The sequence below is a fragment of the Streptomyces sp. NPDC015127 genome (genome assembly GCF_043080095.1).
Lineage (GTDB): Bacteria > Actinomycetota > Actinomycetes > Streptomycetales > Streptomycetaceae > Streptomyces.
Genome location: NZ_JBIBVE010000001.1, coordinates 394283 through 409525 on the forward strand (window position 1 = coordinate 394283; position 15243 = coordinate 409525).

The following is a 15243-nucleotide window of genomic DNA, read 5'->3' on the forward strand; positions in this document are numbered from 1 at the left end:
ACGGCCGGCCGGGGGCGAGCAGGCGCACGGCCCCCTGACGCGCCGGAAGCGAGCACCGCGCACGCCGAGAGCGGCACTGTCAGTGGCGTGCGCTTTGATGGCCGTATGACCGTTCACGACGTTGCCGCCGCTCTTCCCGACATCGCCACCCTGCGCAGGCTGTGCCGGGCCGTCGCCGTGGCCGAGGCCGTCCTCAATCCCGGTGACTACCGGACCTACACTTTCGACGCGGACTGGTCGGAGACGGAAGAGGTCTTCTCCATGCGCAACGGCGGCGGCGACGAGTTCGACGTCGTCTTCTCCCCCGCGGGGGCGTACATACGCGGCTTCGACCACGAGTCGCCGATGAGCCCCTATGACGATGACCTGCCGTGGCCCGGTGTCGTGGATTCGGTGCCCGAGGTCTTCCGGTCCTGCGTCGAGGAACCGGCGTTCTCGGACGGGGACATGCCCCTGGTGACCGCGTGCCTGTGGCGGGAGGCGGGCGACGACCGCTGGCGCACGGGCCGGATCGAGTTTCCCGAGGGCGCGGCCGATCCGGACGGTTCCGGCTATCTGTTCGAGCTCTTGGTTGATCCCACGCCGGAGGCCTTCCAGTCGTTCGCCGAGGACTACTACGAGCGGCCGGTCGACATCAAAGCCGTGCACCACATCTACGAGGGGCGCCCCTTGACCGAGGACGTCGTGGCGCGGCTCAACCCGCGGGCGTCGTTCGCCGACATCGTGGCGGAGGCCGCCGGGACGGGCTACCCGGTCCGGTGATCCCCCCGTTCGACGTCGCCGCCGCACTGCGCGGCGGTGTGACGGGCCGGGAGCATGCCTGGGAGTTCCTGCGCGACTTCGCCGCCGCGTGGACCGGGCGACCGCTGCGTGACGGCGACGGATGCTCCGAGGGCGAATGGTCCGCCGCCGAGGGGGCGTTGGGGTTGGCGTTGCCGCGCGCCCTGCGGGAGGGGTACGCGCTGCTCGGGCGGCGCGCCGATCTGACGGCCGGGCAGGATCCGCTCGTGCCCCCGGGCGAGCTGTACGTGGACAACAGCTACGACGGGGGCGTGCTCGTCTTCCGCCGTGAGAACCAGGACTGCGCCTCCTGGGGCATCCCGGTGGGCCGGATCGCGGACGAGGACCCGCCGGTGGTCGTGGAGACGGCCGACGGGTGGGTCCCGTTCCTGGACCGGATGTCGCTCGCATGGGTGGAGTTGGTCCTCAGCGAGACGCTGCCGGCCTCCGGCCACCGGTACGACGCCTGCGAGCTGCCGGACGAACTGCTTCCGGTGCTCGAGGCCGGGTACGCGCGGGTGGACCTGCCCGACCATCCGATGTGGGCGAGCGCCGACGACTCGCCCCTGCGCTGGTACGCCGCCCCGGGCCGCGTACTCCGCCGTGACGGGCTCGGGAACCACTCCTGGGTGCACGCCGGCGGGCAGACCGCGGAGCACCTCGCGGCCCTCCGTGCGGAGCTGCCCGGCCCCTGGGTCTGCTGAGCGCGTCGTGGCCCGACACGCCGGAAGCGGACGCGTCACGACCGGGCGCGCCGGAACCGGGCGGTCGCAGCCCGAAGCGTCGCTGCCGAACACGCCGGAACCGGACGCGTCCGGCAGGACGGACCGGATCTGACGGGTCAGAAGAACACGCCGCAGCGCAGCAGCACGTTCGCGTACGGCCGCGCCTCCCCCGTGCGTACCACCAGGTGCGCTCCCGCCGAGAGGGACTTCAGCCCGTCGTGCGGGACGAAGTCCAGGGCGGGAAGCCGGTCCGCCAGGAGGCGGGCCGTATCCGGGTTGGCCTCGCGTATCTCGTCCGCTGCCGTTCCGCCCTCCACCACCAGCTCGTCGAGCAGGCCGTCGAGTACCTCGGCGAAGGACGGGACACCGGCGCGGAAGGCCAGGTCGACGACCCGCGGGCCCGGCGGGATCGGCATTCCGGCGTCGCAGACCAGGACCGTGTCGCCGTGGCCCAGTTCGGCCAGGGCCCCTGCCAGATGGCGGTTGAGGATGCCGGAGCGTTTCACCGGTCCGCCACCTCCTCCGCCGTCGGGTACGACTCCTGCGCGCCCTGTCGCGTGACGGCCACCGCGCCGACGCGGGCCGCGAACCGGGCCGCCTCGGCCAGGCTGTCGCCCTGGCCGAGGCGCCAGGCGAGCGCGGCCGTGAAGGCGTCCCCGGCCCCGGTCGTGTCCACCGCTTCGGCCCTGGGGGCCGGGACGTGTACGGCTTCGGCGGCGGAGGCCACCAGCGCGCCCTGCGCCCCGAGGGTGATCACCACGGTCTGCGGGCCGAGTTCGAGCAGCGCCTTCGCCCAGTCCTCGGGCGCGGGGCCCGCGGCCGGTCCCAGGATGAAGCGGGCCTCGTGCTCGTTGACCACCAACGGGTTGCAGGCGGCGAGGACTTCGGCGGGCAGAGGGGCCGGCGGGGACGGGTTCAGTACGAGACGGGTGGCGGGCGGCAGCGTGCGGGCCACCTCGGCGACCGTCTCCAGGGGGATCTCCAGCTGGAGCGAGACCACCCGGGCGCGGGCGAGCAGGTCGCCGGAGGCGCGGATGTCGTCCGGGGTGAGGCGGGCGTTGGCGCCCGGTGCGACCACGATGCTGTTGTCGCCCGACGGGTCCACGGTGATCAGCGCGACTCCGGTGGGCGCCCCGCCGACCAGGACGGCGTCCGTGTCGACCCCGGCCTCGCGCTGCGATTGGAGCAGCAGCCGGCCGTGGGCATCGTCGCCGACCCGGGCGAGCAGCGCGGTCCGCGCGCCGAGGCGGGCGGCGGCGACGGCCTGGTTGGCTCCCTTGCCGCCCGGGTGGACGGCCAGGTCGGAGCCGAGGACGGTCTCGCCGGGCCCGGGGCGGCGGTCGACGCCGACCACGAGGTCGGCGTTGGCCGACCCGACGACCAGCAGGTCGTAGTCGTACATGCCTGTCCTGCCTTCGCTGTCTTGCGTCACGGAAGACGTGGCCTCGTTGCCGTGCATCACGAGAGGCCGGTCCCCGCTGTCGTGGGTCACCATGTTGTCGCTGTCGTGCGTCACGAGAAGTCGGCCGCGTTCTTCTGCGTCACGACCTTCACGGGCACCTTCACCATGGTCTCGACGTCCTTGCCCTGCGCCGCCCTGATGGCGTTCCGGACGGCGATCCGTCCGAGCTCGGCGGGCTGCTGGGCGATCGACGCGTAGAGCGTGCCCGCCTCCACCGCCTTCAGGCCGTCGGGGGTCCCGTCGAAGCCGATGACGGCCACGTCCTTGCCGGCCCTGCTGCCGAGTGCCTTGACGGCGCCGAGGGCCATTTCGTCGTTCTCGGCGAAGACGCCGTCGATGCCGGGGTTGGCCTGGAGCAGGTTGGTCATGACGTCGAGGCCCTTGGTGCGGTCGAAGTCGGCGGGCTGCCGGGCGACGACCTGGATGTCCGGGTACGCCTTGATGCCCTCGGCGAAACCGGCACCGCGCTCACGGCTGGCGGACGTGCCGGCGGTGCCCTGGAGGACCACGATCCGGCCCTTGCCGCCGAGGCGTTCGGCCAGCGTCTTCGCGGCGAGCTTGCCGCCGGCGACGTTGTCGGAGGCGACGAGCGCCTCGGTCTCGGCCTTGTTGACGCCGCGGTCGGCGGCGATCACCGGGATGCCGGCCTTGTTGGCTCCCCGTACGGCGGGGCCGATCGCGTCGGAGTCGACCGGGTTGACGATGACGGACGTCACGCCGGAGCTGGTGAAGTTCTGCAGCTGGTTGGCCTGCTGCGAGGCGTCGTTCTGGGCGTCGGTGACGGTGAGGTCGATCCCGGCCGCCTTCGCCTCCGCCTCGGCGCCCTCCCGCATCTGGACGAAGAAGGGGTTGTTGAGGGTCGACAGCGACATGCCCACCTTGGTGGTGGTCGGGGACGAGCCGGGGTTGAGGAACGACACGGCACCGACGACGGCGGCCACGCACACCGCCGCGACGGCGAGCTGGATCGCGCCGCGCTTCCCGCCGCCGCCGGAGGCGCCGGCGGGGACGGGCGTGGCACCGGCGCGGCGGCGGGCGGTGTCGAGCAGGACGGCGAGGGCGATGACGACGCCGATGACGACCTGCTGCCAGAAGGCGGAGACGGACAGGAGGTTGAGGCCGTTGCGCAGGACGGCGAGGATCAGCGCGCCGATCAGGGTGCCCGACGCCTTGCCGACACCGCCCGCGAGGCTGGCGCCGCCGATGACGACGGCGGCGATCGCGTCGAGTTCGTAGCCCTGGGCGGCCTGCGGCTGGGCGGAGACGAGCCGGGATGCGAGGACGATGCCGGCGACAGCGGCGAAGAGCCCGGACAGGGCGTAGATGACGAGCTTCTGGCGCTTGACGCGCAGGCCGGACAGGCGGGCCGCTTCCTCGTTGCCGCCGATCGCGTACATCGAGCGGCCGATGTAGGTGCGGGTCAGGATCAGTGCGGTGACCAGGCCCATCGCGATCATGACGAGGACCGGGACGGGGAGCAGGCCGCCGAGGGTGTCGCCGAGGACGGAGACCGAGTCGGGGAAGGCGATGGGGCTGCCCTGGGAGATGACGAGGGACAGGCCGCGGCCGATCGACAGCATGGCCAGTGTGGCGATGAACGGCGGCAGTTTGCCGTACGAGATGAGGGCGCCGTTGACGAACCCGCAGGCCAGGCCGGTCGCGACGGCCAAGATGACGGCGAGCCAGACCGGGACGCCTTCGGATGTGGCCGTCCAGGCGAGCACGGTCGCGGACAGCGCGGCGACCGAGCCGACGGACAGGTCGATGCCTGCGGAGACGATGACGAACGTGACGCCGAAGGCGAGGATCGCGGTGACGGCGGCCTGGACACCGACGTTGAGGAGGTTCTGCGTGGTCAGGAAGTCGCCCGAGAGCAGCGACATCGCGACGACCAGGACCACGAGAGCGGTGAGCGCGCCGTTGTCGAGGAGTATGCGGCGGACGGACCAGGCGCCGACCGCGCCGCCCGTGTCGTTCTTCAGCGTGTCAGTGGCCACGGGGGCTCTCCTCATCCTTCACTGCGGGGTTCTGCGCGGAGTTGTGCGTCGGGTTCTGTGCTGCGTCCTGCGCGGTGCTCGTCGCAGTGCTCGTCGCGGCGTTCTGCGCGGGGTTGTGTGCGGTGGTGTTCGTCACCGGGGACGTGACCGCGAGGGCCATCACGGCGTCCTGGGTGGCTTGTTCGGCGGGGAGTTCGCCGCTGATCCGGCCCTGGGCCATGACCAGGACGCGGTCGCTCATGCCGAGGACCTCCGGCAGGTCGCTGGAGATCATGAGGACGGCGTGGCCGGCGGCGGTGAGTTCGTTGATGAGCTGGTAGATCTCGACCTTGGCGCCGACGTCGATGCCCCGGGTGGGTTCGTCGAGGATCAACACCCTGGTGTCGGCGAGCAGCCACTTGCCGATGACGACCTTCTGCTGGTTGCCGCCGGACAGGGTGCGCACGTGCTGGCCGAGGCCCGCCATGCGGACGCCCAGCTGCTCGGCGATCCGCGCCGCGGCGGCGCGCTGCCCCTTGAGGTCGACGAAGCCGCCGCGGGTGGCGGCGCGCAGGGTCACCAGGCCCAGGTTCTCCTGTACGGAGGCGTCGAGGACGAGGCCCTGGCCCTTACGGTCCTCGGGGACGAGGCCGAGGCCCGCGCCCATCGCGGCGCCCACGTCGTGCGCCGGCAGGGTGGTGCCGAGGACGTCGACGGTGCCGGCGTCGTACGGGTCGGCGCCGAAGACGGCGCGGGCGACCTCGGTGCGGCCGGCGCCGACGAGACCGGCGAGGCCGACGACCTCTCCCGCCCGCACCTCGAAGCTGACGTCGTGGAAGACGCCGCCGCGGGTCAGGCCGCGGACGGACAGCAACGGCTGTCCCGTCTCGGGGCGTTCGCGCGGGTACTGCTGGTCGATGCTGCGTCCGACCATGAGCCGTACGAGTTCGTCCTCGGGGGTCGAGGCGGGCACCTGGTCGACGGAGCGGCCGTCGCGCAGGACGGTGACGCGGTCGCCGAGTGCGGCGATCTCCTCGAGGTGGTGGGTGATGAAGACGATGCCCACGCCCTCGTCGCGCAGTTGCCGCACGATGCCGAAGAGCTTGTCGACCTCCTCGGAGGTGAGGACCGCGGTCGGCTCGTCCATGATCAGCACGCGGGCGTCGAGGCTGAGGGCCTTGGCGATCTCGACCATCTGGAGGCGGGCGATGCCCAGTTCCCGTACGCGCGCCCGTGGGGAGACGTCGACGCCGACCCGCTGGAGCAGCTTCTCGGCGTCGGCCTCCATCGTCTTGCGGTCGATCATGCCGAAGCGCCGCGGCTGGCGGCCGAGGAAGATGTTTTCGGCGACCGTCAGGTCGGGCACCAGGTTGAACTCCTGGTAGATGGTGGCGATGCCGAGCCGTTCGGCATCCTGGGCGCTGTGGATGCGGACCTCGCGGCCGTCGGCCAGGATGCGGCCGGCATCCGGGCGGTAGGCGCCGGAGAGCGTCTTGATGAGGGTGCTCTTGCCCGCGCCGTTCTCGCCGAGCAGGACGTGCACCTCACCGCGGCGCAGGTCGAAGTCGACGGCGTCGAGCGCGACGACTCCGGGGAAGGTCTTGCGTATGCCTTCGATGCGCAGCAACGCGTCGGGGCTGCTCACACGGTGCTCCTCTGGTTCGGGTCGTTCGAGAGGGGTTCGCCGCAGGAGCGGCGGACGACGAGACGGGCGGGGAGGGTGACGGACTGCGGCGGCCGGCCCTCGATGAGATCGGTCAGGGCGCGGACGGCGGCCCGGGCGAGCTCGGCGGTCGGCTGGGCGATGGCCGTGAGGGGCGGGTCGGTGTGCACGAACCACGGGATGTCGTCGAAGGCGGCGAGCCCGATGTCCTCGGGGACGCGCAGGCCGCGGGCGCGGATGGCGTCGAGCGCGCCGAGTGCCATGAGGTTGTCGGCGGCGAAGACGACGTCGGGCCGTTCGGGCAGGTCGAGGAAGCGTTCGGTGGCGCGGCGGCCGCTCGCGGCCTGGAAGTCGCCCTGACCGATGCGGTCGTCGGGCAGTGGGAGTCCGTGCTCGCGCAGTGCGTCGCGGAATGCCTCGACCCGTTCCCGGCCGGTGGTGGTGGCGGCCGGGCCCGCGATGATGGCGAGCCGGCGGTGGCCGAGTCCGTGGAGATGGGCGACCAGGTCCCGGATCGCGGCGCGTCCGTCGGCGCGGACGACCGGGACGTCGACGCCCGGGAGCCAGCGGTCGAGGAAGACCATGGGCGTGCTGCCGTGCGCGGCGTCGAGGGTGAGCGGGGAGCGTCCGTCGGCGGGCGATACGAGGAGGCCGTCGATGCGCCGGTCGAGCAGGGTGCGGACGTGGTGGTCCTGGAGCTCGGGGCGTTCGTCGGCGTTGCCGATGATGACGCTGTAGCCGAGGGCCCGGGCCTCCTCCTCGACGAAGCGGGCGAGTTCGGTGAAGTACGGGTTGAGGACGTCGCTGATGACGAGGCCGAGGGTGCGGGTCTGGTCGGTGCGCAGCGACCGGGCCACGGCGTTGGGCCGGTAGCCGAGGGCGTCCACGGCGGCGAGGACGCGGGCGCGGGCCTCCGGGCTGACCGAGGGGTGGTTGTTGAGGGCGCGCGAGACGGTGGCGACGGACAGTCCCGCCGCGGCGGCCACATCCTTGATGCCGGCCATGTCCGGACCACCTCCTTGTGGGTTCCGTGAGCCTCGTGCCAGGGCCGGGGGGACCCGTGGAAACGTTTACAAGGCTGTATGGAAACGATTACATGGCCGGAATGCAAGAGTCCGGACGCAGAGCGAGATCAGATCGTGACGAGGGCGCTCAGGTGAGCGGAGCACGGCCGGACTCTTCGAGTGGAGTCGCATACGCCCCGGGAACGCAAAAAGACCCCAGATGAACTGGGGTCCTGCTGGTGTCCGAGGGGGGACTTGAACCCCCACGCCCGATAAAGGGCACTAGCACCTCAAGCTAGCGCGTCTGCCATTCCGCCACCCGGACCGGTGGTCGGCCCCGGTCTCCCGCGGCGACATGGACAACAATACCAGGGGATCGAGGTGCCCTTCACCCGTATATCCCGTGGTCAGAGGTGTCCGAGCGGCCCCGAATCTCCGGCGTCACGGCGCGTGTCCGCACAGATGCCCAGCGTGCGGCTACCTTCGGCTGCGTGAGTCCACGCACCTACCGGCGGCCCCGCGCGCCCTCCCCGCTGCGCGAGCATCTGCGCGACACGTTCTGGTTCGCCCCCACACTCGCGCTCTTCCTCGTCTTCCTGCTGTGGATCGCGGCCGACGCCGTCGACACGGCTCTGCTGGACACCCTGCAGGAGGCCCGGGAGTACGACGTGGTGCGCTCCCTCACCAGGATCGCCGAGGACGCCAAGACCATCGTGACCACGGTCAGCTCCGCGATGATGACCTTCATCGGTGTCGTCTTCAGCATCTCGCTCGTCGCGGTCCAGATGGCCGCGGGGAACTTCAGCCCCCGCGTCGTCCGGATCTTCATCCGGAGCCGGATCAGCAAGCTCACCTTCTCCGTGTTCCTCGCGACGTTCCTGTTGTCGCTGCTCGTCCTCACCTCGTACGACAGCGAGACCGATCCGCGGAACGTGGTGTCGGTGCCGCTGGTGCAGAGCGCGCTGACACTGCTGCTGGTCGGGCTCAGCCTGCTGCTGTTCATCGCCTATGTGACGCAGACGCTCCAGCTGATGAAGGTGGGGCCGGTGGTGGATCGGGTGACCCGGGAGGCGTTCGGAGTGCTCGCCAAGGTGCCCGTGCAGGGCGCGGACACCGGCCCCCTGCCCGCCGAGGCGGCGCGCATCGGGCATCAGGGGCGGGCCGGGACGCTGCGGGACGTCCATGTCGCCCGCCTCGTGCGCGCCGCGCGGCGCAAGGGGGTGGTCCTGCGGCTGATCCCGCGGATCGGGGACTTCGTCGTGCCGGGGACGCCCGTCCTCGCCGTCCACGGCGGCCAGGGTGAACGAGGCGGACAGGGCGGTCTGCCGTCGGGGCGACTCCTGCGGTCCGCGGTGTGGGTGGGCGTGGAGCGCACGTTCCACCAGGATCTCGGGTTCGGTCTGCGGCAGTTGTCCGACATCGGGCTGCGGGCGCTGTCGCCGGCGGTCAACGACCCTACGACCGCCGTGCAGTGCATCGACCGGATCGTGCAGTTCCTGGCGGCGCTCGCCGAACGGCCGCTCGGCGCCGTGCACCACCGCGACCGCGAGGGCGTCGTTCGGCTCGTGCAGGACGTGCCCGAGTGGGCCGATCTCGTGGATCTGGGGTTCGCGGAGATCCGCGCGAGCGCCGTCGGCAGTCCGCAGGTGTGCAGGCGGCTGATCGCCGGACTCGACGACCTGCTGCGGCTCGTGCCGGAGGCACGGCGCGAGCCGCTCGTGCGGCATCGTGCGCTGCTCGTACAGGCGGTGGAGCGGCAGGTGCCGGAGGCGGCGGAGCGCGCGTTCGCGCTAGAGCCCGACCGCCAGGGCATCGGCTGAACGGGAGCCGACCGGCCGGCCGCCGGGTGCCGGCACCCGGCGGCCGCGCCCGGGGGGCAGCCCCCCACCGCCCGGGCTCGGGCTCGGCTCAGCGGCAGCCCGGCCACCCAGCACCCGGGTGCCGGCATCCGACCGGCCGGCCGCGGGGTGATGGGAGGCGCCGCGTGCGTCCGGGGGGCGGCGGCACGCGGCTCAACGGCAGTACAGCCACCAGACAACCTGCTGTCCGTACACGACCGCGGGCGCGTACAGGCCCGGCAGCCCCCGCTGCCCGGAGCTCGGCTCAACGGCCGTCCGACCGCCCGATCGCAGGCGCATCCGGGGGACGGCAGCCCCCGCCGCCCGAGGCTCGGCTCAACGGCAGCCCAACCACCCGGCGCGCGGGTGCCGACCGCCAACCACCGGGTCACGGAAGGCCCGCGGGCGCGCCCGCGGGGCGGCAGCGCTCGGCTGAGTGGCCGTCAGGACGAGCGCGCGCCGCTACCTCACTGCGCTCAGCGTCGCGTAGACGACCACGTTGCCCTGGTAGCCGGTGCTCGGGGAGTAGTCGCCGCCGCAGGTGATCACCCGCAGTTCCGGCCGGTCCGCGTCGCCGTAGACCTTCTCGTCCGGGAAGTCGCTCTTGGCGTGGACCTCCACGGCGTCGACGGTGAAGACGGCCGTGCGCCGGTCCTCCCGGACGACGTCGATGGTGTCGCCCTCGGTGAGCGCGCCGAGCCGGTAGAAGACCCCGCGGCCGGCGGGGGTGTCCACGTGTCCCGCGGCGATGGCCGTGCCCACCTCCCCGGGGGCGGCGCCGTCGCCGTACCAGCCGGCCAGGCCGGGTTCGTCGGCCGGTGGCGGGCGCAGGGCGCCCGCCTCGTTCAACTCCAGCCGTGCCAGCGGTGCGTTCACGCCGATGGCCGGGATCAGCAGGCGGACGGGGTCCGCGGGGGGCAGGGGCTCGACGTCCGCGGGCGGCGGTGTGCGGTCCGGTGCGTGCTGCGCGGAGGAGGCCCAGGGCTGTGCCGGCGAGGGCTGCGGGGGGTGGTCGTCGTACAAAGCGCCGGCCACCAGCACGGTCCCCGCGACGGCGGCGCAGGCGAGCAGCCGGTACGAGGGGAGGCCGGCCGTGTCGGTGGGCCTTGTCGTGGGCGTGCCGTCCATCAGGGGGCCTTCGTTCGGCGGTCGGGCTGGGGACCCGGCCGGCCCCCGGCACCGAGGCGGTGCCGGGGGCCGGTGGGCTGAGGTGCGGTCAGGTCCGGACGGTGCCGCTGCCGCGGCGCGTCCTGGCCACCGCACCGGCGATTGCCCCGGTCAGGAGCAGACCGCCGATCGTGAGCTGCGTGCTCTGGTCGGTGGGGTCGCCGAAGCCCGCCTCGACCGCTCCGCTGGGGCGGTCGCTGATCCGGTGGGTGCCGGTGACCTTGACGCGTGGGGGGCACTTCAGCGTGATGGTGTCGAGTCCGGACGAGGCGTCCTCAGGGACCTGGAACTCCCCCACCAGGACACCCTTCTGATCCCCCTCCAGGAGATGGAACTTCCCGCCTGTCTCCGACTCCCCCTTGCCGTAGGTCTCCTTGCCGCAGGCGGTGGTGGTGACGGTGACCGTGGTCCCGGGGGCGGCGTTCCGTGGGCTGATGCTGATGTCGCTCTCCTCGGCGGCCACGGCGGCCGGGACGGAGAGCGCGAGGGTGCCGAACACCAGGGCGATGTTCAGACCGGCGCGTGCCATTCGCATGTCTTCCTCCAGTGGAGCAGTGTCCGGCCTGTCTGCGCGGCGCCTGTGCTGTGCTCCGTCATGAGGCAACCACAGTCAGTGATCATCGCAAGGTCAGGACTCGGCACACCGTCACCCCGTAGGACGCAGGGATCTGACCTCCTTTCGGCGTTGCCGCAGGTCGTCGCGGGAAGCGCGCCGAGGGGAATCCGCCGGTCCGTCAGACGCGAACGGGCTAAGCGTTACTCCGTGTCGCCACTCGCGCGGAGCGCGGGCACCGGTCCGGCCGGTGTCCCCGGCCATGGCACGGGTCCGGGGACACCGGCCGGACGCGTGTCAGGCGTTGAGCTGGTACGCGGGGAAGTTCCCGGGCAGCCGCTCCCCGGCCGGGCCCTCGGTCACGGCGCGGACGAGCAGTTCGCCGCCGACGAAGGCGCCGCGCCAGGAGGAGCCGAAGCCGCCGAAGAGTTCGTCGCGGTCGCCGCGGGAGCGGGGCTTGTTGTGACCGGTCTTGAAGGCGCGGATCTGCGGGGCGAGGCGCCGGAAGGTCGCCGGGTCGTCCGTCGACAGGGTGGCGACGAGGGCGCCGTTGGAGGCGTTCATGGCGGCGAGCAGTTCCGCCTCCGTGTCGACGAGCACGATCGTGTCGACGGGGCCGAAGGGTTCCGCGTGGTGGAGCGGGGACGACGGCGGCGGGTTCAGCAGCGTGATCGGCGGGAGGTAGGCGGAGGTGTCCTGGCCGGGCAGGAAGCGGCCGTCGGCCAGGGTGCCCCGGTGGAGCGGGACGGCGCCGCGGTCCGTGGCCTCGGCGACGTGGTCGGCGAGTTCCTTGGCCTTGGCCGCGTTGATGAGCGGCCCGAAGTCCAGGGCGGGCAGGGGGTCGTCGGGGTGCTCGACGGCGAGGGGGTGTCCGGTGCGGACGGAGCGTACGGCGGGCAGGTAGGCGGCCAGGAAGTCGGCGAACGCCTCGCGCTGGACCACGAACCGGGGGTAGGCGGTGCAGCGCTGCTTGCCGTAGTCGAAGAGCTTGGGCACGACGGCGGTCAGGGCTGACCAGTCGGTGAAGTTCCAGATGCCCCAGGTGTTGAGGCCCTCCTGCTCCAGGATGTGGCGCTTGCCGACGTCGGCGACGGCGGTGGCGATACGGGCTCCGGTGTCGCGGCCGCCGACGAACGAGACGCAGCCGATCTCGGGCGCGCGGACCAGCGCCTCGGACAGTTCGCCGCCGCTGCCGCTGACCAGGGTGAGGGGCAGGCCCTCGCGGGCCGCGAGCGCGCAGGCCAGGGTGAGGCAGGCGGCTCCGCCGTCGGTGGGTGTCTTGGCGATCACGGCGTTGCCGGCGAGGGCCTGGACGAGCATCGCGTGGACGAGGACGGACATCGGGTAGTTCCAGCTGGCGATGTTGGAGACGGGGCCGTTCAGCGCGCCGCGGCCCTCCAGCATCGGCTCGATGCCCTCGACGTACCAGCGCACGCCGTCGATCGCGCGGTCCACGTCGGCCTGCGCGAGCCGCCACGGCTTGCCGATCTCCCAGACGAGCAGCAGGGCGAGCAGGTGCCGGTGTTCGGTCAGGGCGTCGAGCGCGGCGGCGACGCGGGCGCGGCGTTCGGGCAGGGGGATGTGGCGCCAGGCGCGGTGCTGGTCGAGCGAGGCGCGTACGGCCTGGTGCGCGGTGGCCGCGTCCAGGCGGGGCGGGCCGGCGATCGGGCCGAGGTCGACCGGGCTGGTGGCGGGCAGCGCCCGGCCGTCGGCCTGCCAGCGGCCGTCCCAGAGGTTGAGGACGCGCTCGTCCCGGAAGGCTTCGGGGGCGACGGCCAGACACCGCTGCCAGGCGTCGGACCAGGCGGTGCCCGGCTTGAGGGTGAGGGTGGGTGCCATCAGGTGTTCTCCGCTCGTACGGGTCGTGACGGGGCGGGAGGTGGCAGGGGCGGCCGGCTCGCACACGCCGGTCCGCCCCGAAGGCTGCTCTCCGGTGGACAGCCGTGGGTGGTTCGCGCGGTCAGCCGGTGGACTCGGCCAGCCGCGCGAGGACGAGCTGCGAGGTCTCCGTGGGGGTCGACCCGACCCGGACGCCCGCCGCCTCCAGTGCCTGCCGCTTGGCCTCGGCCGTGCCGCTGGAGCCGGAGACGATCGCGCCCGCGTGGCCCATGGTCTTGCCCTCGGGTGCGGTGAAGCCGGCGATGTAGCCGACGACGGGCTTGGTGACGTGCTCGGCGATGTAGGCGGCGGCGCGTTCCTCCGCGTCTCCTCCGATCTCGCCGATGAGGACGATGAGGTGGGTGTCCGGGTCGTTCTCGAAGGCGGCGAGGCAGTCGATGTGGGTGGTGCCGACGACGGGGTCGCCGCCGATGCCGACCGCCGAGGAGAATCCCGTCTCCCGCAGCTCGTACATGAGTTGGTAGGTGAGCGTGCCGGACTTGGACACCAGGCCGATGCGGCCGGGCTCCGGCGCGATGTCGGCGGGGATGATGCCGGCGTTGGACTGGCCGGGGCTGATCAGGCCGGGGCAGTTGGGGCCGATGACGCGGGTGCCGCGTTCGGCGGCGTACGCCTGGAAGGCGACGGTGTCGTGCACGGGGATGCCCTCGGTGATGACGACGGCGAGCCCGATCCCGGCGTCCGCGGCCTCGGTCACCGCGGCCTTGGCGAACGGCGGCGGCACGAAGACGACGCTGACGTCGGCTCCGGTGGCCGCCGTCGCCTCGCGCACGGAGCCGAACACGGGGACTTCGCGGACGCCGAAGTCGACAGCCGTGCCCGCCTTGCGCGGATTGACGCCCGCGACGACGTCGGTGCCCGACGCCAGCATCCGGCGGGTGTGCTTCATGCCCTCGGCCCCGGTCATGCCCTGGACGAGGACCTTGCTCTCCTTGGTGAGGAAGATGGCCATGGTTCCCGGTCCCTTCAGACGGCGGCGGCGAGTTCGGCGGCGCGGCGGGCCGCGCCGTCCATGGTGGTGACCTGCTGGACGAGGGGGTGGGCCCGCTCGTCCAGGACGGCCCGGCCGCGGGCGGCGTTGTTGCCGTCGAGGCGTACGACGAGGGGCTTGGTGAGCGTCACGGAGTCGAGGGCCTGGACGATGCCGTCGGCGACGGCGTCGCAGGCGGTGATGCCGCCGAAGACGTTGACGAGAACGCTGCGTACCTCGGGGTCGGAGAGGATCACGTTCAGGCCGTCGGCCATGACCTGGGCGGAGGCGCCGCCGCCGATGTCGAGGAAGTTGGCGGGCCGGGCGCCGCACCCCGCGACGACGTCGAGGGTGGACATGACGAGTCCGGCGCCGTTGCCGATGACGCCCACCGTGCCGTCGAGCTTGACGTAGTTGAGGCCCTTGGCGGCGGCGGCCGCCTCCAGCGGGTCGTCGTGCCGGGCGGTCTCGTCCGTTCCCCAACGGGCCTGGCGATAACGGGCGTTGTCGTCGACGGTGACCTTGCCGTCGAGGGCGAGGATGTCGCCGGAGACGGTGCGCACGAGGGGGTTGACCTCGACGAGAAGTGCGTCCTCGCGGACGAGGACCTGCCACAGGGCCCGCAGGACGGGCACGGTGGCGGCCGGGAGGGAGGCGGCGGCGGCGATCTCGGCGGCCTTGGCCTCGGTGACGCCCTCGGCGGGGGCGATGGGGATACGGGCGACGGCCTCGGGGCGGGTGGCGGCGACCTCCTCGATGTCCATGCCGCCCTCGGCGGAGGCGATGGCGAGGAAGGTGCCGGCGGCGCGGTCGAGGACGTAGGAGACGTAGAACTCGGCTTCGATGTCGACGGGTTGGGCGAGCATCACCGTGCGCACGGTGTGGCCCTTGATGTCCATGCCGAGGATCCGGCGGGCCGTCACCTCGGCGGCCGCGGGGTCGGCGGCGAGTTTGACCCCGCCGGCCTTTCCGCGTCCGCCGGTCTTGACCTGGGCCTTGACGACGACGCGCCCGCCGAGCCGCTCGGCCGCCTCGCGGGCCTGCCGTGCGGTGTCGGCGGTCTCGGCGTCCGGTACGGGGATGCCGCCTTCCGCGAAGAGTTCCCTTGCTTGGTGCTCGAACAGATCCATGCCGGGCTCCCAGTGCTTCGTCCGAAACGAATGAAAGTGCCGCACGCCCCCTGGACACCACCCACTGGATGCGGGA

The 15243-nt window shown here is 72.6% G+C and carries 13 protein-coding genes and 1 tRNA gene; 3 read left to right on the forward strand and 11 right to left on the reverse strand.

The annotated features are described in order from the left end of the window. The first annotated feature begins 105 nt into the window (after positions 1-105). Together ACF08N_RS01610 and ACF08N_RS01615 are read left to right on the forward strand one after the other, a co-directional pair. Positions 106-762: a hypothetical protein gene (locus ACF08N_RS01610; protein ID WP_392322525.1), complete on the forward strand. Its 657-nt coding sequence runs from the start codon at positions 106-108 to the stop codon at positions 760-762. Further along, entirely contained in the window at positions 759-1484 is a 726-nt protein-coding gene (locus ACF08N_RS01615) for an SMI1/KNR4 family protein (RefSeq protein WP_392322526.1), read from the forward strand. The genes ACF08N_RS01610 and ACF08N_RS01615 overlap by 4 nt, the downstream gene beginning before the upstream one ends. A gap of 137 nt (positions 1485-1621) precedes the next feature. Here the strand turns inward: ACF08N_RS01615 and rbsD are convergent, their stop codons facing one another. From rbsD to ACF08N_RS01645, 6 genes are all read right to left on the reverse strand, one after another. Further along, positions 1622-2011, reverse strand: coding sequence for a D-ribose pyranase (gene rbsD / locus ACF08N_RS01620; RefSeq protein WP_392322527.1), 390 nt, complete (start codon positions 2009-2011; stop codon positions 1622-1624). Further along, complete coding sequence (rbsK, locus tag ACF08N_RS01625; protein ID WP_392322866.1) at positions 2008-2907, reverse strand: ribokinase; 900 nt, start codon at positions 2905-2907, stop codon at positions 2008-2010. The genes rbsD and rbsK overlap by 4 nt, the downstream gene beginning before the upstream one ends. A 110-nt stretch (positions 2908-3017) precedes the next feature. Continuing rightward, entirely contained in the window at positions 3018-4964 is a 1947-nt protein-coding gene (locus tag ACF08N_RS01630) for a substrate-binding domain-containing protein (protein WP_392322528.1), read from the reverse strand. Continuing rightward, positions 4954-6588: a sugar ABC transporter ATP-binding protein gene (locus ACF08N_RS01635; RefSeq protein ID WP_392322529.1), complete on the reverse strand. Its 1635-nt coding sequence runs from the start codon at positions 6586-6588 to the stop codon at positions 4954-4956. Before ACF08N_RS01635 ends, ACF08N_RS01630 begins: the two co-directional genes overlap by 11 nt. Beyond that, positions 6585-7610 (reverse strand): LacI family DNA-binding transcriptional regulator, encoded by a 1026-nt coding sequence (locus ACF08N_RS01640; protein WP_392322530.1) that lies wholly within the window; start codon positions 7608-7610, stop codon positions 6585-6587. Before ACF08N_RS01640 ends, ACF08N_RS01635 begins: the two co-directional genes overlap by 4 nt. Positions 7611-7847: 237 nt before the next feature. Beyond that, positions 7848-7935: transfer RNA gene (locus ACF08N_RS01645), tRNA-Leu, on the reverse strand. 166 nt (positions 7936-8101) lie between these two features. Between ACF08N_RS01645 and ACF08N_RS01650 the strand changes: the two genes are divergently transcribed. Next, positions 8102-9430, forward strand: coding sequence for a DUF2254 domain-containing protein (locus ACF08N_RS01650; protein ID WP_392322531.1), 1329 nt, complete (start codon positions 8102-8104; stop codon positions 9428-9430). A 480-nt stretch (positions 9431-9910) separates the two neighbouring features. Here the strand turns inward: ACF08N_RS01650 and ACF08N_RS01655 are convergent, their stop codons facing one another. The 5 genes from ACF08N_RS01655 to sucC form a co-directional block, all read right to left on the reverse strand. Further along, positions 9911-10576, reverse strand: a complete 666-nt coding sequence (locus ACF08N_RS01655; RefSeq protein WP_392322532.1) for a class F sortase — start codon at positions 10574-10576, stop codon at positions 9911-9913. Between the two features lie 88 nt (positions 10577-10664). Then, a complete protein-coding gene (locus ACF08N_RS01660; RefSeq protein WP_392322533.1) occupies positions 10665-11150 on the reverse strand; it encodes a sortase in 486 nt (161 codons plus the stop codon). 315 nt (positions 11151-11465) lie between these two features. Further along, positions 11466-13007, reverse strand: coding sequence for an aldehyde dehydrogenase family protein (locus ACF08N_RS01665; protein WP_392322534.1), 1542 nt, complete (start codon positions 13005-13007; stop codon positions 11466-11468). Between the two features lie 121 nt (positions 13008-13128). Continuing rightward, positions 13129-14019 carry a succinate--CoA ligase subunit alpha gene (gene sucD, locus ACF08N_RS01670; RefSeq protein ID WP_392322535.1) on the reverse strand — a complete coding sequence of 297 codons (891 nt, stop codon included), beginning with the start codon at positions 14017-14019 and terminating at the stop codon, positions 13129-13131. 14 nt (positions 14020-14033) lie between these two features. After that, a complete protein-coding gene (sucC, locus tag ACF08N_RS01675) occupies positions 14034-15167 on the reverse strand; it encodes an ADP-forming succinate--CoA ligase subunit beta (RefSeq protein ID WP_392322536.1) in 1134 nt (377 codons plus the stop codon). Positions 15168-15243 lie beyond the last annotated feature (76 nt).

Bases quoted from the DNA above. Each gene is read 5' to 3' on its own strand.
- sucC (WP_392322536.1), bottom strand. From the start codon at position 15,167: ATGGATCTGTTCGAGCACCAAGCAAGGGAACTCTTCGCGGAAGGCGGC.
- ACF08N_RS01610 (WP_392322525.1), top strand. From the start codon at position 106: ATGACCGTTCACGACGTTGCCGCCGCTCTTCCCGACATCGCCACCCTG.
- ACF08N_RS01655 (WP_392322532.1), bottom strand. From the start codon at position 10,576: ATGGACGGCACGCCCACGACAAGGCCCACCGACACGGCCGGCCTCCCC.
- rbsK (WP_392322866.1), bottom strand. From the start codon at position 2,907: ATGTACGACTACGACCTGCTGGTCGTCGGGTCGGCCAACGCCGACCTC.
- ACF08N_RS01660 (WP_392322533.1), bottom strand. From the start codon at position 11,150: ATGCGAATGGCACGCGCCGGTCTGAACATCGCCCTGGTGTTCGGCACC.
- ACF08N_RS01640 (WP_392322530.1), bottom strand. From the start codon at position 7,610: ATGGCCGGCATCAAGGATGTGGCCGCCGCGGCGGGACTGTCCGTCGCC.
- ACF08N_RS01665 (WP_392322534.1), bottom strand. From the start codon at position 13,007: ATGGCACCCACCCTCACCCTCAAGCCGGGCACCGCCTGGTCCGACGCC.
- sucD (WP_392322535.1), bottom strand. From the start codon at position 14,019: ATGGCCATCTTCCTCACCAAGGAGAGCAAGGTCCTCGTCCAGGGCATG.